At 71.0% G+C, this 22,876-nt stretch carries 20 protein-coding genes and 4 pseudogenes; 9 read left to right on the forward strand and 15 right to left on the reverse strand.

Going from position 1 to position 22,876, the window contains the following annotated elements:
- Positions 1-377 precede the first annotated feature (377 nt).
- The 4 genes from ACP4J0_RS15515 to ACP4J0_RS15530 all read left to right on the forward strand — a co-directional run bounded on the left by ACP4J0_RS15515 (position 378) and on the right by ACP4J0_RS15530 (position 4,604).
- Entirely contained in the window at positions 378-653 is a 276-nt protein-coding gene (locus ACP4J0_RS15515) for a DnaB-like helicase C-terminal domain-containing protein (protein WP_426599307.1), read from the forward strand.
- 308 nt (positions 654-961) lie between these two features.
- On the forward strand, positions 962-1,795 hold the full coding sequence (locus ACP4J0_RS15520) for a PIG-L family deacetylase (RefSeq protein ID WP_426599249.1): 834 nt from the start codon (positions 962-964) through the stop codon (positions 1,793-1,795).
- Positions 1,796-2,241: 446 nt separating this feature from the next.
- Positions 2,242-3,579, forward strand: a complete 1,338-nt coding sequence (locus ACP4J0_RS15525; protein WP_426599250.1) for a hemolysin family protein — start codon at positions 2,242-2,244, stop codon at positions 3,577-3,579.
- Complete coding sequence (locus ACP4J0_RS15530) at positions 3,576-4,604, forward strand: hemolysin family protein (RefSeq protein WP_426599251.1); 1,029 nt, start codon at positions 3,576-3,578, stop codon at positions 4,602-4,604. Before ACP4J0_RS15525 ends, ACP4J0_RS15530 begins: the two co-directional genes overlap by 4 nt.
- Positions 4,605-5,157: 553 nt before the next feature.
- Here ACP4J0_RS15530 and ACP4J0_RS15535 read toward each other — a convergent pair.
- The 3 genes and pseudogenes from ACP4J0_RS15535 to ACP4J0_RS15545 form a co-directional block, all read right to left on the reverse strand.
- Positions 5,158-7,977: a tetratricopeptide repeat protein gene (locus ACP4J0_RS15535; protein WP_426599252.1), complete on the reverse strand. Its 2,820-nt coding sequence runs from the start codon at positions 7,975-7,977 to the stop codon at positions 5,158-5,160.
- Positions 7,974-8,423 (reverse strand): hypothetical protein, encoded by a 450-nt coding sequence (locus ACP4J0_RS15540; protein ID WP_426599253.1) that lies wholly within the window; start codon positions 8,421-8,423, stop codon positions 7,974-7,976. The genes ACP4J0_RS15535 and ACP4J0_RS15540 overlap by 4 nt, the downstream gene beginning before the upstream one ends.
- A gap of 436 nt (positions 8,424-8,859) precedes the next feature.
- Positions 8,860-8,997 (reverse strand): annotated as a pseudogene (locus tag ACP4J0_RS15545) (tyrosine-type recombinase/integrase); the annotation flags it as partial.
- A gap of 217 nt (positions 8,998-9,214) precedes the next feature.
- Between ACP4J0_RS15545 and ACP4J0_RS15550 the strand changes: the two are divergent.
- On the forward strand, positions 9,215-10,006 hold the full coding sequence (locus ACP4J0_RS15550; RefSeq protein ID WP_426599254.1) for a hypothetical protein: 792 nt from the start codon (positions 9,215-9,217) through the stop codon (positions 10,004-10,006).
- 13 nt (positions 10,007-10,019) lie between these two features.
- On the opposite strand, the pseudogene ACP4J0_RS15555 reads toward ACP4J0_RS15550, so the two are convergent.
- Positions 10,020-10,521: pseudogene (locus ACP4J0_RS15555) on the reverse strand (tyrosine-type recombinase/integrase); the annotation flags it as partial.
- 80 nt (positions 10,522-10,601) lie between these two features.
- Here ACP4J0_RS15555 and ACP4J0_RS15560 point away from each other — a divergent pair.
- Positions 10,602-11,168, forward strand: a complete 567-nt coding sequence (locus ACP4J0_RS15560) for a Uma2 family endonuclease (protein WP_426599255.1) — start codon at positions 10,602-10,604, stop codon at positions 11,166-11,168.
- Positions 11,169-11,267: 99 nt separating this feature from the next.
- Here the strand turns inward: ACP4J0_RS15560 and ACP4J0_RS15565 are convergent.
- A pseudogene (locus ACP4J0_RS15565) lies at positions 11,268-11,569 on the reverse strand (MFS transporter); the annotation flags it as partial.
- Positions 11,570-11,582: 13 nt separating this feature from the next.
- Positions 11,583-11,693 (reverse strand): annotated as a pseudogene (locus ACP4J0_RS15570) (glyoxalase/bleomycin resistance/dioxygenase family protein); the annotation flags it as partial.
- A gap of 1 nt (position 11,694) precedes the next feature.
- Here ACP4J0_RS15570 and ACP4J0_RS15575 point away from each other — a divergent pair.
- Positions 11,695-11,988 (forward strand): ArsR/SmtB family transcription factor, encoded by a 294-nt coding sequence (locus ACP4J0_RS15575; protein ID WP_426599308.1) that lies wholly within the window; start codon positions 11,695-11,697, stop codon positions 11,986-11,988.
- 59 nt (positions 11,989-12,047) lie between these two features.
- On the opposite strand, the gene ACP4J0_RS15580 is transcribed toward ACP4J0_RS15575, so the two are convergent.
- The 4 genes from ACP4J0_RS15580 to ACP4J0_RS15595 are packed head-to-tail and all read right to left on the reverse strand — an operon-like array spanning position 12,048 to position 14,714.
- Positions 12,048-13,112, reverse strand: coding sequence for an ArsO family NAD(P)H-dependent flavin-containing monooxygenase (locus ACP4J0_RS15580; RefSeq protein ID WP_426599256.1), 1,065 nt, complete (start codon positions 13,110-13,112; stop codon positions 12,048-12,050).
- The gene (locus tag ACP4J0_RS15585; RefSeq protein WP_426599257.1) at positions 13,109-13,300 is read right to left on the reverse strand and encodes a hypothetical protein; all 192 of its coding nucleotides are present in this window, start codon (positions 13,298-13,300) and stop codon (positions 13,109-13,111) included. Before ACP4J0_RS15585 ends, ACP4J0_RS15580 begins: the two co-directional genes overlap by 4 nt.
- On the reverse strand, positions 13,300-14,409 hold the full coding sequence (gene arsB / locus ACP4J0_RS15590; protein ID WP_426599258.1) for an ACR3 family arsenite efflux transporter: 1,110 nt from the start codon (positions 14,407-14,409) through the stop codon (positions 13,300-13,302). Before arsB ends, ACP4J0_RS15585 begins: the two co-directional genes overlap by 1 nt.
- Positions 14,406-14,714, reverse strand: coding sequence for an ArsR/SmtB family transcription factor (locus tag ACP4J0_RS15595; RefSeq protein ID WP_426599259.1), 309 nt, complete (start codon positions 14,712-14,714; stop codon positions 14,406-14,408). The genes arsB and ACP4J0_RS15595 overlap by 4 nt, the downstream gene beginning before the upstream one ends.
- A gap of 92 nt (positions 14,715-14,806) precedes the next feature.
- Here ACP4J0_RS15595 and ACP4J0_RS15600 point away from each other — a divergent pair, with 92 nt between their 5' ends.
- Entirely contained in the window at positions 14,807-15,220 is a 414-nt protein-coding gene (locus ACP4J0_RS15600; protein ID WP_426599260.1) for an arsenate reductase ArsC, read from the forward strand.
- Between the two features lie 135 nt (positions 15,221-15,355).
- Here ACP4J0_RS15600 and ACP4J0_RS15605 read toward each other — a convergent pair whose 3' ends face one another.
- Both ACP4J0_RS15605 and abc-f read right to left on the reverse strand, forming a co-directional pair.
- The gene (locus ACP4J0_RS15605) at positions 15,356-15,493 is read right to left on the reverse strand and encodes a hypothetical protein (RefSeq protein ID WP_426599261.1); all 138 of its coding nucleotides are present in this window, start codon (positions 15,491-15,493) and stop codon (positions 15,356-15,358) included.
- A 64-nt stretch (positions 15,494-15,557) separates the two neighbouring features.
- A complete protein-coding gene (gene abc-f / locus ACP4J0_RS15610) occupies positions 15,558-17,189 on the reverse strand; it encodes a ribosomal protection-like ABC-F family protein (protein WP_426599262.1) in 1,632 nt (543 codons plus the stop codon).
- 374 nt (positions 17,190-17,563) lie between these two features.
- Here abc-f and ACP4J0_RS15615 point away from each other — a divergent pair, with 374 nt between their 5' ends.
- Positions 17,564-18,337 carry a polysaccharide deacetylase family protein gene (locus tag ACP4J0_RS15615; RefSeq protein WP_426599263.1) on the forward strand — a complete coding sequence of 258 codons (774 nt, stop codon included), beginning with the start codon at positions 17,564-17,566 and terminating at the stop codon, positions 18,335-18,337.
- A gap of 58 nt (positions 18,338-18,395) precedes the next feature.
- On the opposite strand, the gene ACP4J0_RS15620 is transcribed toward ACP4J0_RS15615, so the two are convergent.
- Genes ACP4J0_RS15620 through ACP4J0_RS15630 form a run of 3 tightly spaced genes read right to left on the reverse strand, consistent with a single transcriptional unit; the run spans position 18,396 to position 22,875 of the window.
- Positions 18,396-18,905 (reverse strand): inclusion body family protein, encoded by a 510-nt coding sequence (locus ACP4J0_RS15620; protein ID WP_426599264.1) that lies wholly within the window; start codon positions 18,903-18,905, stop codon positions 18,396-18,398.
- 59 nt (positions 18,906-18,964) lie between these two features.
- Positions 18,965-20,839: an alpha-keto acid decarboxylase family protein gene (locus ACP4J0_RS15625; protein WP_426599265.1), complete on the reverse strand. Its 1,875-nt coding sequence runs from the start codon at positions 20,837-20,839 to the stop codon at positions 18,965-18,967.
- On the reverse strand, positions 20,836-22,875 hold the full coding sequence (locus ACP4J0_RS15630) for a flavin monoamine oxidase family protein (RefSeq protein WP_426599266.1): 2,040 nt from the start codon (positions 22,873-22,875) through the stop codon (positions 20,836-20,838). Before ACP4J0_RS15630 ends, ACP4J0_RS15625 begins: the two co-directional genes overlap by 4 nt.
- Position 22,876: the final 1 nt, after the last annotated feature.

The following is a 22,876-nucleotide window of genomic DNA, read 5'->3' on the forward strand; positions in this document are numbered from 1 at the left end:
CACCGGCTGTCTCAGCCCCTGCCGACCGGAACGATCGGCTGCACCGGTACGAGGGCGACGGGCTCGCGGAGGTATTGCCCGGCGGTGACCGATGGATCGGGCTCCCACAGCAACGCCGCAGGAACCACCTACACCCTTCGGGTACACCGCTAGAGCCTCACGTCCGGAGTGAAACCGGAGGTGTGCGGCTGCAATGGCGCCTTCAGCCCAGAGAGACGAACGAACCGCTGATCGCAGCCGAATCCTCATGGGGACGCCTCAGCACTCCATCACCAGGCACCGTGCCCACAGCATGCCCTTGAGAGCGGGTTCTCCTTCCGGACGGTGGCGTCGAGGTCGGCGGCGACCTCTTCCTGTCGCTCGTCGTCGGAGTGCTGATGAATCGGCGCGGTCTGCTCGGAAGACTGGCCGGCGCGGATCGTCGTGTCCTTGAGGTGGCGTGGGCCTACGAGGCCGCCCGTTGCCTGAAGCCCCCGGCCAAGAAGCTGGACGTCCCCGTCGTCGCCGTTCCTCGACTCAACTGCGGGCCTGAGCAGCGCACCGACAAACACCCCACGGCCGGCGGTCTACGCGACTCCGGAGAGTTTGGAGGACAACACCGACCTGGTCGTCGTTCATCGACTCCGCTCAGGTGTGAGTGCCGGCTTCAGTAGACCTTCTCATTCCGTATCGGCATCTCACAGCTGGTGCCGGACGGAAGCCGAATCCGACGTGGTGCTGAGACATGCAGGTCGCGCCTGTCCCCCGGTCTCGTTGAACGCCGACGCCCGGAAGGCCGAGTGGCCGCGCCGGGAACAGCCGGTGCGTCCGGCGCGGTTGCACCGACCGAGGGACCGGCGCCGCACGGCGGGAGCACTGAGACCGCGAGGTCGTCCGCCCCCCACCAGGATCCGGGCTCCAGGATCGCGGCACGCCCGCCGCGCACTCGGGCCGGGACTCATATCCGCAGGAGGACTGTTTCATGACTGACCAACCCTTGACGCTCATGGCAGTACACGCCCACCCCGACGACGAGGCAACCGGAACCGGAGGTGTCCTCGCGCGGTACGCGGCGGAAGGCATCCGCACGGTTCTCGTGACGTGTACCGACGGCGGTTGCGGTGACGGGCCGGGGGGTGTCAAGCCGGGCGAGCCCGGGCACGATCCGGCGGCCGTCGCCGTGATGCGGCGTCAAGAACTCGAAGCGAGCTGCGACGTCCTGAAGATCAGCGATCTGGAGATGCTGGACTATGCCGACTCCGGGATGATGGGCTGGCCGGGCAACGACGCCCCCGGATCCTTCTGGCGGACCCCCGTGGACGAAGGCGCGGCCCGACTCGCGGAACTCATGCGGCACTACCGGCCTGACGTGGTCGTCACCTACGACGAGAACGGCTTCTACGGCCACCCCGACCACATCCAAGCCCACCGCATCACGATGGCGGCGCTGGAGATGACCGCGCTGACACCGAAGGTGTACTGGACCACGATGCCCCGCTCGGGGATGCAGCGGTTCGGTGAGGTCATGCGTGAGTTTCATCCGGACATGCCGGAGCCGGACCCTGCCGAGGCCGCCGCGATGGCCGAGATCGGCCTGCCCGACGATGAGATCACCACGTGGGTGGACACCACCGCGTTCAGTGGTCAGAAGTTCGACGCGTTGGCCGCGCACGCCAGTCAGGGCGACAACATCTTCTTCCTCAAGATGGGAAAGGAGAGGTTCGGCGAGTTGATGGGCGTGGAGACGTTCGTACGTGTCCAGGACGCCACCGGCGCGTCCCTGCCCGAGAACGATCTCTTCGCCGGACTGCGGTGATCCGCCCGTAGGGCCGGCCGGGAAAGCGCATCGGCCGCACGGCGCGATCGAGCGGGTCGCGCGAGTCCGATTCTCGTCACCCGCTCCACGCAGAACCCCCAGGTCATCGACCCGGGGGTTTCTTGTTGTCCAGTCCAACCCCGGGGCGGCGTGCCCTTCGCGCGCGAACCGTGCGACGGATGGTCCGCAGCACGGGCAGACCCGCCCGTCCGTTCGCCTGACCGCCGCAACCCGCCTGGCACCGCACCGACCCGTGGCGGACAGTGATCGGGAACGTGCATACAGCCCTAGTCGTTGCACCGCTCACAGACGGAAACAAGGAATCAAAGAATCAAGGAATCAAGGAGTCACGCTTTGTCCGCCAGACCGACGGACCCCCCGGGGCACAGTCCCCGACCATCCCGCCAGGTTTTCACTGAGCCCGGCACGCGGCGGGGTGGTGTTCGATGAGTGCCGCGAATGCCGTACTGGGCCTGCTGGCGGTCTTGGTGTTGACCGCGGGCACCGGCTATTTCGTCGCCCAGGAATTCGCATACGTCTCCGCCGACCGGCTCGCTCTCGCACGGGAGGCCGAGGCCGGGGACAAGAAGGCCGCTCGCGCCCTGAAGGTGCTGGAGCGGCTGTCGTTCATGCTGTCCGGCGCGCAGCTGGGCATCACGGTCACGGGCCTGGTCGTCGGTTTCATCGCCGAGCCGTCCGTGTCCGCGCTGCTCAGGCCGGCGCTGTCCGGCACCGGCATCCCTGACGGCGCCGTCAGCGGCATCTCCGTCGTACTCGCCTTCGTGGGTGCCACGGTCGTGCAGATGGTGCTGGGCGAGCTGGCCCCGAAGAACCTCGCGATCGCCGTGCCGGAGCGCCTGGCGAAGTCCCTCTCCTCGTCCACACTGGCGTACCTCAAGGTCGTCGGCCCGGTCGTGCGGGTCTTCGACGGCGCCGCGAACCGGCTGCTGCGCAGGATCGGCATCGAGCCGGTCGAGGAGCTGCACCACGGCGCGACCCTGGAGGAGCTCAGCCAGCTGATCGGCGAGTCCCACGAACAGGGTGAGCTGCCCAAGGACACCGCCGCCCTCCTCGATCACGCCCTGGAGTTCTCCGAGCGCACCCTCGACGAGGTGATGGTGCCGCGCGCGGATGCCGTTTTCGTGCGCAAGGACGCGAGCGCCGCCGAGGCCGTCGAGCTGATCGCCGAGCACGGCCACTCGAACTACCCCGTCTTCGCAGACCACCCTGATGACATCACCGGAGTGCTGGGCGTACGCGAGCTGATGGGCCTGCCCGCCGAGCGACTCGCCATGACGACCGCCGGTGCCGTCGCCCGGCGCCCCCTGCTGCTGCCCGACACACTGCCGCTGCCCGATGCCGTGACGCAGATGCGCGAGCAGGACGACGAGTTCGCCGTCGTCCTCGACGAGCACGGCGGCGTCGCGGGCATCGTGACGTACGAGGACGTCGCCGAGGAACTGGTCGGCGACATCGCCGACGAGACCGACACCGTCACCGAGATCGCGGTGGCCGACCGGGAAGGCTGGCTGGTGGACGCCGGGCGCCGCCTCGACGAGGTGGCCGAGGCCACCGGCATCGAGCTTCCCGAGGAGGACGACTACGACACCGTGGCCGGCCTCATCGTGGACCGGCTCGGCCGCTTCCCGACGATCGGCGACCGGATCACCGTAGAACTGCCCGACGGCGACCGGGCGGTCATGGACGTCCGCGTCCTCGACCGCCATGTGCCCAAGCGGGTGCGATTGCAACGCATGACGGAGAAGACGGTGGAGCAGGCATGAGTTTCCCGATGGCGCTCTTCGTCACCGTGTTGCTGCTGATCGGCAGCGGGTTCTTCGTGGCCGCCGAGTTCGCCCTGGTCGCCGCCAAGCGGCACCGGATGGAGAAGGCCGTGGCCGAGGGTCAGCGCGGCGCCAAGGCCGCGCTGACCGGCATGCGCGAGCTGTCACTGATGCTCGCCGGGGCCCAGCTCGGCATCACCGTGTGCACGCTGGGGCTGGGGTCGGTCTCCAAGCCCGCGATCTCGCACGAACTCGATCCGCTGCTGCACAGGCTGGGCCTGCCGAGCGGTCTCAGCTACGGCATCGCGTTCGCCGTCGCGATGATCGTCGTGGTGTTCCTGCACATGGTGGTCGGCGAGATGGCCCCCAAGTCCTGGGCCATCGCCCACCCCGAGCGCTCGGCGATGCTGCTCTCGCCGGCCTTCCGCGGGGTGGTGAAGGTCGTACGACCACTCATCGCCGTTCTGAACAAGATGAGCAACGCGCTGGTACGCCTGTGCCGCGTCACCCCGCGCGACGAGCTCGCCTCCGTCCACAACCGGGAACAGCTCACGCACCTCGTCGAGGAGTCGCAGCGGCTCGGCCTGATCAGCGAGACCGACTCGGAGCTGATCACCCGGTCGCTGACCGAGCCCCAGCTGCCCGTGGGTGGGCTTCAGGTGCCGACCCACGAGATCGCGTCGGTCCACGGTGATGCGGGGCTCGACGACATCCTGCGTCTCGCGGCCGACGGCGATCGTACGCGCCTGCTGGTCCGTGAAGAGGGCGAGGACGGCGCCGTACTCGGCTCGGTCCACGCCCGCGACGCATTGGTCGCCCGCACCCGGGGCCGTGCCACGAGCGCCCGCGAACTGGCCCGACCGGTACCGGAGCTGACCGAGGACGACACGGTCGCCGACGCGATCGAGCTGCTGCGCAGACGCAGGGCCTCGCTCGCCGTGGTCCGCGACGGCTCGGGCCGGCTTACCGGCATGGTCAGCCTGGACGATCTGCTGGCGCGCTTCCTGCAGCCGCAGACCGCGTAGCAAGCCCCTTTCAGGACCGCGAGGACCGCACATCGCCGTCGACGACGGTGCCGGAGACGACACGGCCTCCGGCACCCGTCGACGGCCCCGAGTCCTTGTCCTTGCTCCTTCAGCGCCTTCGCCTCACTCTCGAAGATCCGCGCCGCCTTCCCCGCCGAGCGCGTCAGCTCCGGCAGCTTCCGGCAGCTTCCGGCAAGCCCGCCTTCCCGGCCCGCCCGGCCGGTAAGTGCGGTCACCCCTGGCTCTGGTCCAGATGAGGAGCGTGCCTGTCGGCATCGGCGTCCTGCTCGACACCTTCCTCGCGCGTACGGTCCTGTACCGGCCCACGACCTCGGCCGCCGGTTCTGGTGGCCGGGCGCCCTGTCGAGGCAGAACGGACCGGGATCCCGGCCCGGCAGTCCGCGCCCGGGATGAGGAACGGGTCCGCACCGACGCCCCGGCACACCATGACGAGCAGGTCGCGCATGAGACGGCGAACCGCCGTGGCGGGCCGCAGCAGCGCATCTACGTCCGTTGTCCTGATCGTTCACAGCCGGCGGGCCGCCGCACCTCGCTAGTAGGACTCGTCACCGTAATCGGGCGCGCCGCTCTCGCTGTTGTCGGACGCGGAGTCGTCACCGGAAGAAGACCCGTAACTCTCGCCGGACGAGGACGAGGACGAGGACGAGGACCAGGATGAGGACGCGGACCAGGAAGAGGCGTCGTAGGTGCTGGACCCGCTGTCGGAGGAGCTGTCGTCGTCGGTGGCGGCGGACGAGCGGGGGGTGCCACCGCTCGGGCGGCGGGTGCGTGGGCCACCGAGGTCGTCGCTGCCTGTCCACCGGGGGACGGGCAGGTCCTCCGCCGCGTCCAGGGGCAGGGGGGTGGTGGTGGGCGGGGTCGCGTCGGTCACCGTACCCACAGGGAGACCAGTGAGTACGGCATCGTCCGGGAAGGACGGCTCGACCAAGCCGTGTGAGGCGGCGTAGCCGTCCGGGAACCGGAGCGCCAGGCCGGGGCCGACACCGTCGGCGGTGTCCGGGGGGATCTTGTCCAGGAGGAGGGCGCCGGCCGGCGGCAGGGCGACGAGAGGGCTGAACGGCTTCGAGGGGATGCGCCGCAGCGAGGAACGACGGCGGACGAGACGGCGGATGCCCCGCTGCGCCTGCCGTGCCTGCTGCTCCAGCTTCCGCGCTTCGTGCCCCTGTGCCTCCGGGTTGACCTCGGAGAAGGCCCGGATCGCGGTGTCCAGCCAGTCACGGGTCTCGCGCACCTGACCCGTCGCGGCCCAGGCGAGCCCCAGGTTGTACGCGGCCTGCCCGCGGCTGAACCCGTCCTCGGCCGGGAAGGCACGGAAGGCCTGCAGGTAGGAGTCCCGGGCGGACGGCAGGTCGCCGCTGTGCAGCTGTGCGTTCCCCAGATGCAGGAGCGACTGGCCCTCGCCGTGGCTGTCGCGGGCGCGTCTGCTGTGTTCCACCGACCGCTCGTGAAGTGCGAGGGCGCGCGGGACATCTCCGTGACGTGCCTCCACGACGCCGAGGCTGTTGAGGATCGCCGCGATTCCGCGCCCGGTCTTGCAGGCGTCCGTCGTCCCGGGGGGCCGCTCGCACGCCTCCAGCACGCTCTCGAGCGCGGCGACGCCCTCGCCACCGGGCCGCAGGGGCTCGCCCAGCTCGCTCAGCGCCCGGTACATCAGCGAGACCGCCATGTGGGGGCGGCCGTCCCGGGGGTCCCATGCGTCCACCGCCTGCCGGTAGGAGGCCAATGCCTCGCGCAGCAAACCCCGTTGGTGACACGCCCTGCCGATCTCGCACAGCAAGTGGCTTCGGTGTGACCGGAGGCCGAGACGCGACGCGAGGCCGGCCGCCACCCCGTGGGCGAGCAGCCAGTCGTCCCAGTGCTTGCGCAGGTCGAAGAACGGGGTCAGACCCGACGCCAGGGACACGGCGCGCTCCCGCGCCTCCTCGTGGTGGTCCTGGGCACGGACCACCGCGGCCACCAGATTCGGCCGCTCCGCGTCCAGCCAGGCGAGCGCGGAGCCGACCGTGCGCAGGGCCTCTCGCGCGCGGGCGGCGGAGTACGGCGCCCGGCTCCGCGACAGCTCCTCGCAGGCGGCGGGGCGGGGGCGGCGGGGCGCGCCGGGCAGCTTCCGAACGGCGGTCGCGGCGGTCACCTCGTAGTGGTCCATGAGCCGGGAGAACGCGGCCTCCCGCTCGTCGGCGGCGACCTGCCGGCCGTGCTCCCGGGCGTAGAGCAGCACCAGGGACTCGAAGCGGTACCCGTCGTAGCCGATGCTTCGTTCGACGAAGCGCAGGCCGTGCAGCTCACTCAGCCGCTTGGCGGCCGTGAGCGGCGAGACCGCGGCGAGTGCGGCGACGGCGTGGACCCCGATGTCGGGCCCGGGGTGGAGGGGCAGAAGCTGGAGCAGTCGCCGGGCCTGGGGCGAGAGCAGCCGGTACGACTCGTCGAGGGTGGAGCGCACGCTCCGGTCTCCGGTGTCCAGTTCGGCCAGTCGGCTCGAGGAGTCGGCGAGCCGGTCGTGCAGCCTGCCGACGGACATGCCCGGGCACGCGACGAGAAGGTGTGCGGCACGCATGAGGGCGAACGGCAGCCGGTCGCACAACTGGGCCACCGCCCGCGCGCCCTCTGGATCGTCGCTGACCCGCCGGTCCCCGACGAGCGCGTGCTCGACGACGGCGCCCAGGAGGGCCACGGCGTCGCAGAGCGCGAGCCGGTCGAGCGGGTGGAACGCCGCGTGTTCGTCCACCAGTTCGGTCAGCTGCCGACGGCTGGTGACCAGCATCCGACCGGTGCCGCCGGGCGGCACGAACGGGGTGACCTGTTCGGCGGCGGTGGCGCCGTCCACGACGATCAGCATCGGCTTGCCGTGCTTCTGGGCCTGGTCGAGCAGGAAACGGCCGTAGAGCGCCCGCTGCTCGTCGGGGGTTTCCGACCGGGGCACAGATCGTCCCAGCGCCACGGCCAGCAGGCGCAGTGCTTGGCTCATCCCGTCGCCGGGCCGGTTGTTCGCCTCGATGAGCAGCTCGCCGCTGAACCAGCGGCGCTCGGCACGCCTCGCCTCCTGCGCCACCGCCCGGATCAGGAGAGTCTTGCCCACACCCGCGGGGCCGTGAACGACCACCGGGCCCGCAGCACCGCGGCCGGGGTCGAGTCCGGCCAGCACCTGCCGGGTCTCGCGTTCCCGGTCGATCCACGGGCCGACGTCGGGCATCCAGCCCACCGCCTGGACCCAGACCGGCCGGGCCAGGTGGATGTGCTGCTGGTTGTGGTCCCCGGTCTGCTGCGGGCTGTTGTGGTACGTGTTCCCCGTCAGGCGCGTGACGTCCTGACGCCCCCTGCCCGGAGGGCCGGGGATGCCCGGCTCGCGGCTCACTCGTCGGAGCCGTAGTTGATCTCCTGGTGGTTGTAGTTCCCGTGCTGCGTGGGGGACTTGTTGTAGGTGTTGCCGTGGATGTTCAGCTCCGGATACCGGTCCGCCACCCCCGGAACCAGGGAGACCAGCCGCCTCAGCTCCGCCTCGGCCGGCTGCCGGACCCGGTCGTCCTCGTCACCGAGCAGAGCGGAGAAGTGCTCCTCCCACAGACTCACCTGACGGCTGGTCGCCTCCGCGTCGTCAGACGCGTGGAGCAACGCCGTCCGATGCAGATCGCGGTCCACAGCGTCCTCCTGGTCCGGACGGCGCCGGAACATCCGGACCACACCGCCACGAACGCTCCCCCACGCCTCCGTCCCGGCGGCCTGCACGACGGCAGTACCGCCCGCCGCGGCCAGTGCCATCAGCGACTCGGTCAGCATCCCCGCACCCTCTCCCCTGGACACGAACGGCACCTCCCTCCTCCCCGCCCCGTCCGCGTACAAACGACGTCACCAGTGCACGCATTCACGGCCCGCAGACTGATCACGAATCGATCCGCACGCGCCCCGGGAGGTGTCCGGCCTTCGAGACCACGTCCAAGCCGGCACCAGCCTGTCGTGCTCACCGGTTGGAGCCATCGGCAGTTCCTGACCGGATGGTCTCGACCAGGAGTCGGCTCGTGCACCTGCTCCGACCCCTCACCCACTACTGGAATCCCACCGCGTGCTCGGGGTGCCTTCTGCATCCGGCGACCGGTCGGTCCGCCCTGCTCGACCACTCACGCGCCGGAAACGGCGCTGTGGGGCCCCTGACCAGGGACCGCCCTGACCGGGGACCGCATCGTACGCAGTTGCAAGGAGCCCATCCGCCTCCGTCAACAGGCACCGGCCCCTGAGCGACGGACTGTCCGGCACGGACCGCGGTGTCCTTGAGCGTGGCCCCGGAGCGCGTGGACAGGGGGCGCCCCGTGTGGCGGAGATCGTAGAAGCGGAAGCCCTCTGACATGCCGACGGTCTCACGTGCCTTCCGCCACGTCCGTCACTTCCGCCCGACCGGCGAGGAAGAGGCGGCCGTGCCGCATGGGCTCGTGGACATTGGAGCGACGTCCCGTGCTCACGACAGGAGTGTCATGACACCGTAACCGCGCTTTCCAGGGGGCCGCCACACCGTTCAGGATGGTGATCGACAAGGCAGAGACCAGCCGGAACGACCAGTCCGGCCCGGCCACATCACCATCAGCAGGGGGAGTCCCATCATGCTTCGCACGCACCGCCGCAAGTCCGTCCTCGCCGCCGCGGCCCTGGTGGCCACGACGATGCTGCTGACCGCCTGTCAGGGAGAGGACACGGAGGACGGCAGCAAGTCGACCGGGGCCACGGCCTCGGACTCGGCCGCCAAGGGGAAGTCCGACGCCGGTGGGAGTGGCACCGGCACCGGTACCGGCAGCGAGTCCCAGTCGGGCGAGAAGGGCTCGAAGAGCGGCATGGTGTCGGGCAAGTGGGTCGGCACGGTCTCCTACCTCGCCCCCGGCAAGTACACCGTCACGGACGCGAACAACGCGGAGCAGGCGTTCTTCACCTCCGAGGACACCGACATCGAGGGCGCGGGCAAGATCTGCGGTGACGCGAACGGCCAGGCCGCCACGCCGTGCACCGAGGAGGAGCTCGAAGCCGCGGCCAAGAAGGGGTTCGGAGCGACGGTCGACGTCAAGGACGGAGTCGCTGTCAGCATCATCGAGGACCACACCGACAGCGGCAACGGCGGCGGCGACGGTATGGGAGAGGGCGAGAGGTCGGGGCTCTTCTCGGGCACGCTCGGGTACATGGCCCCGGGCAAGTACTCCCTCAGCCGTGACGGTGACGAGCGTGCGTTCTTCACCGGCACCGACACCGTCATCAACGGCGCCGGCTGGATCTGCGGTGACGCGGAGACCGTCACGCCCTGCACCGAGGAAGACCTCGAAGCCGCGGCCAAGAAGGGCAGCGTCGCTGTCGCCGTCCAGGTCGAGGACGGGGTCGCCGTCACCATCGACGAGGAGCACAACTGATCGCGGACCCGAGGACCATCCGTTCCTTGAGGGTGGCCCCCGAACGGGTCGAGAGCGTGTGGCCGGTGTGGCTGAGGTCGTAGAAGCGCAAGCCCTCCGGCAGACCGGCGACCGTGCGGGCACGTCGCCGCTTCCGCCCGAACGTCGTGCGCCGGAAGGCCGCGCCCTTCTCCGCCACGAAGCCCAACCCGTCCGGGCCCTTCTCGGCGAACCAGTCGAGGTGTCGCCTCAGCTCCTTCCGGAGGGAGTCCGGGAGGACGACGACGCGAGCACCCGCATCCGACTTGGTCGGACCGGGGGCCCGCCTGCCGTTGGTCCGTTCCGGCTCGGCGACCCGCACGCGTCGACGCCCACGTCACGACGGCGAGGCCGGCCAGTTCCTCCGGCCGCATGGGACCGTAGGCGTCGAGGTAGGCGATGAGCCGGCCGCGGATGCCGACGACGTCTGCGAGCGCGTCGATCTGACCGACGGTGGCGATACGCCGCTCCGCCGATGACTCCTTGCCCGCCCCTTTCGCAGGACGCCGGACGAGCGAGAACAGTACGCTGGGTCGCGCGGGATCGGGCCCGCCGCACAGTGTCCGGGAGGCGTGTCATGACTGCCGAGATGGTGGCCCCGGCGTGGATGCACCAGCAGATCACGGCCGAGGAGTACGAGTCGTGGTCCGAGGAACAGTGCGCCGGCATCGAGATCGTGGACGGAATGGTCGTCGTGAGCCCCAGCGCCTCCAAGCGGCACAATCGGCTGGCCCGGCTCCTGGCGAACGCCCTGGACGCCGCAGCCGGTCCCGACTGGAACGCCGACACGGATTTCGACGTCCGGCTTCAGGACGTCCCGCTGACCAACCGCCGCCCCGACGTCATCGTCTACCGTGCGGACACGATCGACATCACGCCCACCCGGCCCGACCACGTACTGCTCGTGGCCGAGGTGGTGTCGCCGGGCTCGGAGACCACCGACCGGATCGTGAAGGTGGACCAGTACGCCAAAGCCGGGATCGGTTTCTACTGGCGTATCGAGCAGGCCGCGACGGGCACACCCCTGGTGTATACGTACCTGCTCGATCCCGCGACGAGGACGTACCGCGAAGGGGACGTGTTCGCCGGCGCCCTGAAGATCACCGCCCCCTTCGCAGCGGAGATCGACCTCGGCCAGATCTGAACCGATCGCAGGGCAGGCAGAGGGGCTGCTCAGGTTGCGGTGGTGCGCCCGACAGGCTCCTGCGGATCATGTGCGTAGGCAACCGAGGCTCCCTCGGGCGAGCAGAGTGACGCCGAGGACCGAGTCCACGGTCATGACCGGACGCGGACCACGGCGGTCGAGGATGCGGCCGACGGGGATGCCGGCGAGCGCCGACACGATCAGGGCGGCGGAGAAGGCGCCGGTGGTGGCGGTCGTCGACCGGGCGGTGTCGGCGGTGATCCGGGGTTCAGGACGGGGAATGCGTAGCAGACGAATCCCCAGCTGGTGATCTGGGTGACGCACAGGGCGGGCAGGGCGGCGCGAGGCCGTGACCGGTCCCCTGTTCCGGTCACGGCCTCGCTGGTGCGGAGGTCGGCCATCGGCGGGTCAGCATCATCCGGCGGTGTCGGCCGGTTCCTCGGCAGTGGCGTCGGCGTCGGCGCTCTGCTTGGGCAGGGTGTCGGCGTCGGCCTTGACCACGTAGACCTCCCAGGGCTCATCGCCGCTGAGCGAGCGCCCCTTCACCGCCGAGGAGGCCGAGCGGACAGCCCGCATGTTCAAGGCCCTCGGAGACCCGGTACGGCTACGCCTCTTCTCGGCCGTCGCCTCCCACGAAGGCGGCGAGGCCTACGTGTGCGACATCTCCGACGTCGGCGTCTCCCAGCCGACCGTCTCCCACCACCTCAAGAAGCTCAAGGAGGCCGGCCTGCTGACCTCCGAGCGCCGCGGCACCTGGGTCTACTACCGCGTCGAGCCGTCGGTGCTGGCCGCGATGGGGCAACTGCTGGCCGTCCGGTAGCCCGCTCGGCCACGCCCGTCATCGCCGTGTCCGCGCCCTTGCGGCTGATCGCACGCGGATCATCCTGCGGCGTCGAGGAGTTCGGCGACAGCGCGGGCGGCGTCGCGAGCCGGTCGTCCGACGCCGATGAGGGTGGCGGAGGCGGGACCGGTCCAGTCGCCGTAGCCGAGGAGGTGCAGGCGTGGCTCGTCCGCGACCCGTGTGCCCACCGTGGCGATGTGCCCGCGCCGGCCGCGCAGACCAAGGGGCGCCAGGTGCGAGAGGGCCGGGCGGAAGCCAGTGCACCAGATGACCGCGTCGGCGGGCGCCCGCGTGCCGTCGGCCCAGACGGCGCCGTCGCGGTCGAGGCGTTCGAACATGGGTGACGCCTTGAGCCGCCCGGCGTCGCGAGCCTCACGGACCGGCGGTACGGCGACGATGTCGCCGAGCGAGGCGACGCCTCCCGTGTCGGTGCGGCCGGCGTCGAGAGCCCGGCGGCGGGCGGTGGCCGCGTCGAAGAGGGCGCGGCCGTCGATGTCGTCGGCGAGGTAGCGGGGCGGGCGCTGGGTCACCCAGGTCAGTTCGGTGTGGTGGGCGAGGTCGGCGGCGATCTGTGCGCCGGAGTTGCCGCCTCCGACGACGATCACCCGTCGGCCCGCGAAGTCCTGCGGTCTGCGGTAGGAGACGGTGTGCAGTTGACGGCCCTCGAAGTCCCCGCGGCCCGGGACGGCGGGGAGGAAGGGGCGCCACCAGGTGCCGGTCGCGCTGATCACCGCGCGTGCGTGCCAGGTGCCGGAGTCGGTCTCGACTCTCAGCAGCCGTCCGTCGTCGTGCACGCCGATGACCCGGACCGGCCGCCGCACGGGGAGGTCGTACCGCTTCTCGTAGTCGCTCAGGTAGGCCACCACGTGCCCGGCCTCGGGGTACTCCTCGCCCTGTTGCGGCGGCATGAGGCGACCTGGGAGGGAGGAGAAGGCAGCGGGGGAGAACAGGTGCAGGGAGTCCCAGGTGTGCTGCCAGGCTCCGCCGGGGGTGGCCTGGGCGTCGAGGACGACGAAGCCCAGGCCCCGGCGGCGCAGGTGGTAGCCGGCGGCGAGCCCTGCCTGGCCGCCGCCGATCACCACCACGTCGGTGTGCTGTGTCATGCCGCCTGTGCCGCCGCGCGCGTGGTGCACCGGACGGTGCGGGCCGTGATCCGGCCGGGTCGTCCGAGGAGGGGTCGCCCGCGCACGACGCGGTGGGCGACGAGCGTGTGCTCGGGGCGGACGGCGGCTCCGCAGTCGTGGCAGACGCCGACGGCCGTGCCGGTCGTTCCCTGTGCGCGGCAGTGCATCAGTAGTCCCTTCCCTCGGTGGTCAGGGCGGACGGGGTGAACCTCTTGCGCCAGGCCAGGGACACGTAGACGAGGCCGATCAGGACGGGCACCTCGATGAGCGGTCCCACGACGCCGGAGAGGGCCTGGCCGGAGGTCACGCCGAAGGTGGCGATGGCGACGGCGATGGCTAGCTCGAAGTTGTTGCCGGCGGCGGTGAAGGCGAGGGTGGCCGTGCGGTCGTAGGCGAGGCCGATCGCCTTGCCCAGCAGGAAGGTCCCGGCCCACATCACGGCGAAGTACACCAGCAGCGGCAGCGCGATGCGGGCGACGTCGAGGGGCTGGGAGGTGATGGTCCTGCCCTGCAGGGCGAAGAGGATGACGATCGTGAAGAGGAGGCCGTAGAGCGCCCAGGGGCCGATCTTCGGCAGGAACTTGGACTCGTACTTCTCGCGGCCGAGCTTCTTCTCGCCGATACGGCGGGTGAGGAAGCCGGCCAGCAGCGGGACGCCGAGGAAGATGACCACGTTCAGGGCGATCTTCCACATGGAGATGTCCAGGTGCTCGCCGTCGCCCAGGCCGAGCCAGCCGGGCAGCAGGTCGAGGTAGAACCAGCCGAGCAGGCCGAATGCCAGCACCTGGAAGACGCTGTTGAGTGCGACCAGGACGGCTGCGGCCTCGCGGTCGCCGCAGGCCAGGTCGTTCCAGATGATGACCATGGCGATGCAGCGGGCCAGGCCGACGATGATCAGGCCGGTGCGGTACTCCGGCAGGTCGGGCAGGAAGATCCACGCGAGCGCGAACATCACCGCCGGGCCGACGATCCAGTTGATCACCAGGGACGAGGCCATGAGCCCGCGGTCGCCGGTGACGGCGTCGAGCTTGTCGTAGCGGACCTTGGCCAGGACCGGATACATCATGATCAGCAGGCCGAGAGCGATCGGCAGGGAGATGCCGCCGATCTCGACCTCGGCGAGGGCGTCGTTCAGGCCCGGGACGGCTCGGCCCAGGCCGAGGCCCACGGCCATGGCGATGAGGATCCATACGGCGAGGAAGCGGTCGAGCGTCGACAGCTTCGCGACGACGGAGGACTCCTCGGCGGTCGTCGCGGGTGTGTCGGTGCGGGTCACGGACAGGCCCTCTTGTTCTCGGCGGCGGTGCGGGCGGACTCGGCCAGGTCGGCGAACTGGCCGGCGAGCGAGGCGATGACGTCCGGACGGATCTTGTAGTACGTGTAGCGGCCGCACGGCTCCGTCTCGACGACCCCGGCCTCGCGCAGCACCCTCAGATGGTTGGAGAGGTTGGTCTGCCGGGCGCCCGTCTCCTCCACGAGGTGGGTGGTGCACAGCGTCTCTTCGGCGAGCAGGGTCACGATTCGCAGCCTGAGCGGGTCCGCCAGAACCCGGATCAGGTCAGTGTCGACTGACGTCATCATGTGCTGATACTGTCACATCAGTGATGACTGACACCACTGGGTGCTGAAGTCATGGGCGCCTGATGCCGTCGCGAGACAAGAGAGACCTCCTGATGTCCGACAAGCCCTCCGTGCTGTTCGTCTGTGTCCACAACGCCGGCCGCTCGCAGATGGCCGCCGCGTGGCTGACCCACCTGGCCGGGGACCGCGTCGAGGTCCGTTCCGCCGGCTCGAACCCGGGCGAGAACGTCAACCCCGCCGCCGTCGAGGCGATGCGCGAGGTGGGCATCGACATCTCCGCCGAGGTGCCGAAGATGCTGACCGTGGACGCGGTCAAGGAGTCCGACGTCTGCATCACCATGGGCTGCGGCGACACCTGCCCCGTCTTCCCCGGCAAGCGGTACCTGGACTGGCGGCTGGAGGACCCGGCCGGCCAGGGCGTCGAGGCCGTCCGCCCGATCCGCGACGAGATCAAGGTGCTGGTCGAGGGCCTGATCAAGGAGATCGTGCCCGAACCGCGGTCATGAGCACGGCCACGCGCATCCGCGAGGTCATCGTCATCGGGCGGCCCCGCGGGCCGCACCGCCGCGCTCCGCACCGCCCGCGCCGAGGCTCCCTCGGGCGGGCAGATCCCGGAGGCGTGGCCCCCGTCCCCCCGGGACTCACGCGTCACGCCCGAGTCCGTCGTCGATGCGGGTGCGCAGGGAGCGCAGCGCCTGTCTGAGCTCGGCCGGTTCGATGTCCGTGAGGTCGGCGTCGAACGTCAGAAGCAGACCTGCCGGCCCCGAGCGCCGGGACATTCCGGAGGAGCGGACAGGGCGTCACCTCCCGCCCCGGCGCTTCGCGGCCGCCCGCATCGGCCGGTCAGCCGGCCGGTGCGATCTCCAGAGCGGGTCCCGGCAGGGCGGACCGCAGCCGGCGGTCGTGGGTGACGACGATGAGCGTGCCTTCGTAGGAGGTGAGGGCGGTCTGGAGGTCCTCCACCAGGGAGGGCGAGAGATGGTTGGTCGGTTCGTCCAGCAGGAGCAGGTCGTGCGAGCCCGTGACCAGGCGGGCGAGTTCGAGGCGGCGGCGCTGGCCGGTGGACAGGTCCCGTACGGGCCGGGGCAGGTCGGCCGCACGGAACAGGCCCAGGGCCAGCAGTTCGTCGGCGCGGTCCTCGCCGAAGGCCGCGAGCAGGGAGCGGCTCTCCTCTCCGGGAGGGGCCGGGGCCGCCACCTGGCGCAGGATTCCGACCCGCGCGGGCCGTCGCACCGTGGCACCCGGCTCCGGTGCCAGTTCGCCCGCCAGGACGCGCAGGAGCGTGGTCTTGCCCGCACCGTTGGGACCGGTCACCAGGAGCCGGCCGCTCGCGGGAACATGGAGCGAGTCCAGTACCAGGCGCCCCGGCACGCGCAGGTTTCCCACCTCCACCGCACGGTCCGCCGATCCCCCGATGTCCGCGGAGAACCGCAACGGCTCGGGGGGTGCGGGCACCGGGTTGTCGGTGAGCCGCTGCAGCCGCTCGCGTGCGTTGCGGATGCGGCTCATGGCACCGTGGGCGCGTGAGCGGGCCCTGAACGCGCCCGCGCCACTGAAGGCCCAGGGCCCTTTGCGCGGGATCGCTTCGAGGCGGCCGATGTGCGAGTCGGCGAGCCGGGACTGGCGGGCCACCTCGGTGCGCCACTGCTCGTACTCCCGCTCCTGCGCGGCGCGTTCGGCGGACTTGGCGACGAGGTATCCCGGGTAGCCGTCGCCGTAGCGGCGAACCGCCCGGGTGCACGGGTCGACCTCCAGAACGGTGTCGGTGACCCGGTCGAGGAACGTCCGGTCGTGGGTGACGGCGACGAGGGTGCCCCGGTGAGCACGCAGCCGGTCCTCCAGCCAGGCCACGGCCTCGTCGTCCAGGTCGTTCGTGGGCTCGTCCAGCAGCAGCAGCTCGGGCGCCGAGGCGAGCGTCGCGGCCAGGGCGAGGCGGGAGCGCTGACCGCCGGAGAGGGTGCCGATCCGCCGCGAGCGGTCCAGACCGGCCGGTTCTCCGAGGTGGCGCAGAGCGACGTCGACCCGGCGGTCCGCGTCGTATCCGCCGCGCGCCTCGAACTCCGCCTCGAGCACGGCGTACCGGTCGTGCACGGCCGGGTCGGCGCCTTGGAGCGCGGCGCCGGTCGCCCGTATCCGCCGTTCCAGGGTGCGCAGTTCGGCCAGGGCCAGGTCGATGGCGTCGCCGACGCGCGCCGTCTCCGGCAGGTCGAGTGTCTGCGCCAGGTGCCCTGTGCCGCCCGGTGCCACGACGCGGACCTCGCCGTTGTCGGGCCGCACCGTGCCGGCGAGGAGCCGTAGCAGTGTGGACTTGCCGGAGCCGTTGTCGCCGATGACGCCCGCCTTCTCCCCGGGCCGGACCGTGAAGGACACGCGGTCCAGGACGAGGTGGTGGCCGTAGCGCTTGCTGACGTCGGTGACGGTGAGCTGGGAGACGGTGGTGCGTGCGGCGGACGGTGCTGCGGGCGTACGGATCAAGTGGGGTCTTCTTTCGTCCGGGAACGGAGATACGAGAAACGGGAGCGAAGCGATACGAGACGTCGCGTCTCGCTTCCCTGGAAGATAGCCCACGCGGCACGGTCACGCAAGACGCTACGTCTCGCCAGCTGACGGCGTCGGCGTCGGCGGCAGGACGGCGGGCGAAGCGGGCGGGACCGGGCCACCGGCCCGCACCGGCCGCCGCGTCGCGTCGTCCGCACGCCGAGTTGTCAGACGCCGAGTTGTCCGCGAACTCCGCCGGGATCGTCCGTGATCGGTAACAGACGCATCCCCCGGCCGCCGTTCTCCGTCCTGTCAGGTGGTCTAGAAGCGACCGAGGGTTCGACGGGCAACGGCGGGAAAGCGGGGCGGACATGGCACGGCACGGTGGCGGGCGTGGCTGGTACGGCAAGGTGGTCGGGGCGGCGCTCGGCGTGACGGTGCTCGCCGTCGGCGCCTCGGTGTGGACCGCGCAGGCCGGCTCCGTGGGCGGCCCGTCGCCGGCGGCGACCGCGTCGGCCACGCCGGGCAGTGGCGTAGAGCCGGTCGACGTCACCATCGTGCACGCCTCGGACAAGGGGCCGCGCGGCGTCAACATCACCATCGACGACGGCCCCGACCCCGTGTGGACCCCTCAGGTGCTCGACGTGCTGCGCGAGTTCGGAGTGAAGGCCACGTTCTGCGTGACGGGGACGCAGGCGCAGGCCCACCCGGACCTCGTGAAGGAACTGGTCGCGGCCGGACACCGGCTGTGCGACCACGCGGTGTCGCACGACACCGCCATGGACAAGAAGTCCGAGGCCTACCAGTCGAAGGAGATCCTCGACGCCGAGCGCATGATCACCGAGGCGTCGGGAGGCGTACGGCCCGTGTACTACCGGGCACCCGGCGGCGCCTTCACCCCCTACAGCCGCGAGCTCGCCGCCTCCCGGGGCATGCGCCCGCTGGGCTGGAACGTGGACACCAAGGACTTCGAGCGGCCGGGCGCGGACGCCATCGTCGCCACCGTCGAGCGGGAGCTCCCCAACGGGCCGACGCTCCTCTTCCACGACGCCGGAGGCGACCGCTCCCAGACCGTCGAAGCCCTGCGCCGCGTCCTGCCCTGGCTCAAGGAGCAGGGCTACTCCTTCGGCTTCCCGGTGCGCTGAGGCCGCGGTCCCTCCGCGAGCGCCACGTCGCGGAGGGACCGGCGTTCATCGGGGGCCGTCAGGGCCGCTCGATGGTGATGAAGGGGTCCCACTGGAAGTAGCCCATCAGATTGCGGTGACGGTCCAGGATCTGGAAGTAGAAGTGGTACACGACCTTGCCGGTCCTCTTGACCGTCGTCCGCCAGTAGTGGTCCTCGTACTCCTGGACCGTGAACGCCGGCGTGCCCTCGGTCCCCTCCTGCGGCATCGGGTAGACGCCCTGGACCACCTCGATCTCCGGCGTCCTGATGAGCACGTGCTGGTTGTCGTTGCTCACGTACCGGTACAGGAGTGCCTTGTAGTCACTGCCGAGCGACAGCGTCGTCTCCCGCCACTTGACGCTGTCCCCGGGCTCGGCCCGGAGGTTCAGCTCGGCGCCCGACGTGCCGATGATGTGATCCTGACGCGTGGTCATGTAGATCAGGCTCTCGTCGGCGTAGGTCGGCGCGTCGGGGTTCTTCGACGCGTTGGGGTTCCGTTCGACGATCGTCGCCGCGTCGAACGCGATCATCACGTTGATTTCGGCCATGTCCTGCCCCCTTCGGATACGGGTCGTGCTCTCTGCTCCCTGACGGTCCGGGCGGCCCGTCAGACGGTCGTGCCGGGCTTCGGCACCTTGTACGCCATCGCCCGCGGGTAGTCGTGCCGGCGCAGGCGGACGCGGACCAGCAGCGGTCCGGCGTTGACCGGGTCGGCGGGGTCGGTGAGGCGGGCCAGCAGGTCGTCCAGCTCCGCGGTGTCCGCGACGGCGACCCCGTTCGCCGGGGTGTCCCGGCCGGCGAACACGGCGGCGAGGCGGTCGTAGTGCCAGGGGTGGAGCACGTTGTAGAAGTCCGGGTCGGGCCGGTCGGCCTGGCCGGACCGGTCGGCTTGGTCGTTCCCGGCGTAGTAGGACGGGTGGACCAGCATCTGCTCGATGCCGTAGAAGTGCCCGTTGTCCATGACGAACACCACCGAGCGCAGCCCGAGCCGGGTGTGGGTGGAGATCTCCTGGCAGGTCTCCTGGAAGGCGCCGTCGCCGACGAACACCATCGGGCGGGCGGGCGTGCGCTCGGGGGCCAGCGCGGCGCCGGTGGCCGCGCCGACCGACCAGCCGATGGACAGCCAGCTGACCTGGGACAGGAACCCGCCCGCGGGCAGCGACAGGTTCATCGAGCCGATGAGGGAGAAGGCGGCGTCGGAGACGACCGTCCAGTCGTCCCGGGTCTCGCGGGCCAGGAAGTGGTTGATCCGGTCGAACACGCCGTCGTAGGTGAGGTGCCCGGGGTGTCCCCGGCGCCGGGAGCGCGAGCCGCTGAGGTGGAGGGAGGCCCGGTGGTGTTCCAGGGCGGCGGGGCGGTCCTCGGGCGCTCCGTGGTGGGCGTGGGCCTCGGCGTAGTAGTCGGCGGCAAGGCCGTCGGAGCCGTACGCCTTCACCAGGGCGTCCTGGAGGGCGGGCAGCAGCTGTTCGAGCTGGACGTCGGGGAAGTAGGAGGTGCCGACGCTGACGCCGCCGTTCGCGGCCATCACCCAGTCGTCGCCGACGCACTGCTCGCCGCCGAGGTTCTTCGAGGTGGACCAGGCGCCGAGCCCGATGCGGCAGGTGGCCCAGTCCTTGAAGACCCAGTGCACGTCCGGATGGCTGGCGTGGCCGTTGTACACGCCGTGGAACTGCGGCAGGTCCTCGTCGACGACGGCCTTGGCGCCGACGGTGGTGCAGAACGGCACCCCGGTGGCCTCGACCAGGTCGGTGAGCCGCGCGCCCAGGCGGAACCGGTCGATCTCCTCGCCGGCCCACACGACCGGGCGGGGCCTGCCGTCCGGACCGGGATGCTCCTCGATCAGGGTGAGGATCGCGGCGACGGCGCTGTCGAGCATGGTCTGGCCGCGTGCGCCGAGCGGCCGCTCGCGGCGGCTGATCGGCTCCTGGGGCTCGGCGCAGGGCTCGTCCCACAGGTCCTCCATGACCTCCAGGTAGACCGGTCGGCGCTCGGTCAGGCAGGCGGTGAGCGCGGCGTCGATCTGGCCGGGGGCGAGGCCCGGGTTGGAGATGACCTGCGCGTCCACGGTGACCTGCCGGTAGACCTCCAGGTTGCTCTCCGTGCGGGGGCTCATGTGGGAGGTGAGCAGGCCGAGGGCGCGCTGGTTCTGCCACTGCTCGTAGGGCGGGGAGGCGTTGACGGCGACGAGCGGGACCCGTTCGACGTAGGCGCCGCCGCAGGCGTTGAGGAGGTTGAACGCGCCCACGCTGTAGGTGACCGCGGCCGCGCCGACGCCGTGGATGCGGGCGTAGGCGTCGGCGGCCTGGCCCGCGCCGCCCTCGGTGGGGGTGCCGACCCACTCGATGTCGCCCTCGGCGTGCAGCGCGGTCAGGAACGGGCCGAGGTGGTTGCCGGGGACGCCGAACAGGTGGGTGATGCCCAGCTCGGCCAGGCGCCGGGCGAGGTAGCGGGCGACCGTGCACCCGGGGTTGATCGCGATCACGACGAGTTCTCCTCCCTGTCCGGTCCCGGGACGGTGACCGGCGGGGCGTGGTGGACGGCGACGGCGGCCCGGACGGCGCTCTCCAGGGCGCCCTCGATCCAGGCGTGTTTGAGGGAGGTGTGCTCCCCGGCGAAGTGCACGGGGCCCTCGGGCCGGGAGACGTCCAGGTGGAAGCTGGTCATCTGGTGCGCGGTGTAGATGGCGGCCTCACCGAAGGCGTACGGGTCGCGGGCCCAGCTCTTGGTGGCGCCCCGGCCGCTGAAGAACACCTCGATGCGGCGGCCGTGCAGGGCCTGGAGGTTGCGCAGGGCGTAGACGTAGCGCTCGGCGGGGCGCATGGAGTCCCAGCGGGCGGCGTCGTCGGACCAGCAGTACGAGGCGAGCACGACGCCGCCGGTGCTGCCCTCGACCCGGTGCGAGGGGTAGTACATGAACCGGTTGGGGTTGTCGGTGGCGGAGCCCCCGCCGAAGCTGTGGGTGGCGGGGCGGACGGCCGGGCCGCGCAGCGGCATGGTGCCGTCGATCCGCCGCATCTCCTCGGTGACGCCGCTGTCCTTGACCGCGGCACCGAGCAGGCCGGCCTCCGGGTCGGGGAGGGTGACGCGGGTCCGGGCGCCCTGGTCGGCGCCGAGCCGGTAGTACTCGTACAGGCCCGGCGCGATGCCCTCCAGCTCGTCGCGCCAGTCGTCCTCGGTGAACTCCCACCACCGGTGGCTGAACTCCAGCAGCACCTTGGTGGCCTGGTCGTAGTGGGTCTCGATGACCGCGCGGCGCTTCTTGTACGACATCGAGGGGACGATCTCCACGAAGCGCAGGGCGGAGAACGGGACGGTGACGATCGCCAGGTCCGCGGTCCACAGGCGCGGCGGGGCCTGGGGGTCGTTCTCGGCGACGGTCTGCACGGCCACGCCCCAGCCGTCGGGGCCGACGGCTCCGGTGCCCTCGGGGTCGGTGTCGCGGCTGGGGTCGTGGTACTCGAGGCGGATCATGCGGTGGCCGAGCCGCACCTCGTCGCGCAGGCCCTGGTGGAGGGCGTGCGGCAGGCGCCAACTGCCTCCCGGTATCTCCCAGTAGCGGACGGTGGGGTTGATGTCGCTGCGGCTCAGGAAGCTGTGGAAGAAGGAGAGGTGCAGCCGTGAGGACATGTTCTCCAGCGTTCCGACGGCCTCGATCGCCTCGTCGCTGAGCCCGGCGTGGTCGCGCAGGAATCCGCCCATCGAGTAGCCGTCGAAGTCGCGGATCACCCGGGCCCAGCCCTCGACCCATTCGTCGAACGGTTTGTTGACGCGCTTTCCGTCGACGACGTCGGAGTAGTAGTCGCGCACGCTCTCCAGCGCGTCGTCGACCATCTTCACGACGGGGGCGCGGACCTCGTCGTCGGTGAGGTGGAAGCCCTCGTTGATCCGTTCGGGACCGGCGGCGTAGTCGGCCCGCCGCACCTGGACGCGGTTGGCGCGGATCCAGGAGTTGCCGCGCTTGTCGGGTTCGCGGAAGTCGGGGCTGTCGTCGCCGTAGGTCCACGTCCGTCCGGTGAAGGAGGTGTACGTCACCGGCGGGACGGGGACGTCGGGGCCGCTGCCGGTGGAGGGGTCCACGTCCACGTTGTAGAACTGGCGGCGGCCGAGGCCGAGCTTGTCGACGAGGGCGAGGACGAGCGGGTGGAAGTCGGGCAGCCGCATGGCACCGGCCTCGGCGTACTGGGCCGGGTCGGCGAAGGGCTGGTGGTGCTTGGTGGCGCGGAAGGTCTTGATGCGTCCGCCGACCCGGTCGGCGTTGGCCTCGAGGATCGTGACGTCGTGGCCGGCGTCCTTGAGCAGACGGCCCGCGACGAGGCCGGTGATGCCGGCGCCGACGACGAGGATCTTCTTGCGCGGGTGGCGGGTGGTGCCGAGACGGCCCGTGTCGATCAGGGTGTGGAGGTAGTCGAGCTTGAGGTCCCTGCCGTCCGGGCCGACGAGCAGGAGTTCGCGGGCAAGTCGGAGACAGGTCTGCCAGCGTGCACGGGTGGCGGAGTTTTCCCGTGAATGGTCGGTCATA

It is taken from the genome of Streptomyces sp. WG7, from assembly GCF_049975785.1.
Taxonomy (GTDB): domain Bacteria; phylum Actinomycetota; class Actinomycetes; order Streptomycetales; family Streptomycetaceae; genus Streptomyces.

Bases quoted from the DNA above. Each gene is read 5' to 3' on its own strand.
- ACP4J0_RS15605 (WP_426599261.1), bottom strand. From the start codon at position 15,493: ATGTCCCGGCGCTCGGGGCCGGCAGGTCTGCTTCTGACGTTCGACGCC.
- ACP4J0_RS15595 (WP_426599259.1), bottom strand. From the start codon at position 14,714: ATGATGACGTCAGTCGACACTGACCTGATCCGGGTTCTGGCGGACCCG.
- ACP4J0_RS15580 (WP_426599256.1), bottom strand. From the start codon at position 13,112: ATGACACAGCACACCGACGTGGTGGTGATCGGCGGCGGCCAGGCAGGG.
- ACP4J0_RS15630 (WP_426599266.1), bottom strand. From the start codon at position 22,875: ATGACCGACCATTCACGGGAAAACTCCGCCACCCGTGCACGCTGGCAG.
- ACP4J0_RS15515 (WP_426599307.1), top strand. From the start codon at position 378: ATGAATCGGCGCGGTCTGCTCGGAAGACTGGCCGGCGCGGATCGTCGT.
- ACP4J0_RS15600 (WP_426599260.1), top strand. From the start codon at position 14,807: ATGTCCGACAAGCCCTCCGTGCTGTTCGTCTGTGTCCACAACGCCGGC.
- ACP4J0_RS15585 (WP_426599257.1), bottom strand. From the start codon at position 13,300: ATGCACTGCCGCGCACAGGGAACGACCGGCACGGCCGTCGGCGTCTGC.
- ACP4J0_RS15520 (WP_426599249.1), top strand. From the start codon at position 962: ATGACTGACCAACCCTTGACGCTCATGGCAGTACACGCCCACCCCGAC.
- ACP4J0_RS15550 (WP_426599254.1), top strand. From the start codon at position 9,215: ATGCTTCGCACGCACCGCCGCAAGTCCGTCCTCGCCGCCGCGGCCCTG.
- ACP4J0_RS15615 (WP_426599263.1), top strand. From the start codon at position 17,564: ATGGCACGGCACGGTGGCGGGCGTGGCTGGTACGGCAAGGTGGTCGGG.
- ACP4J0_RS15620 (WP_426599264.1), bottom strand. From the start codon at position 18,905: ATGGCCGAAATCAACGTGATGATCGCGTTCGACGCGGCGACGATCGTC.
- ACP4J0_RS15525 (WP_426599250.1), top strand. From the start codon at position 2,242: ATGAGTGCCGCGAATGCCGTACTGGGCCTGCTGGCGGTCTTGGTGTTG.
- ACP4J0_RS15530 (WP_426599251.1), top strand. From the start codon at position 3,576: ATGAGTTTCCCGATGGCGCTCTTCGTCACCGTGTTGCTGCTGATCGGC.
- ACP4J0_RS15560 (WP_426599255.1), top strand. From the start codon at position 10,602: ATGACTGCCGAGATGGTGGCCCCGGCGTGGATGCACCAGCAGATCACG.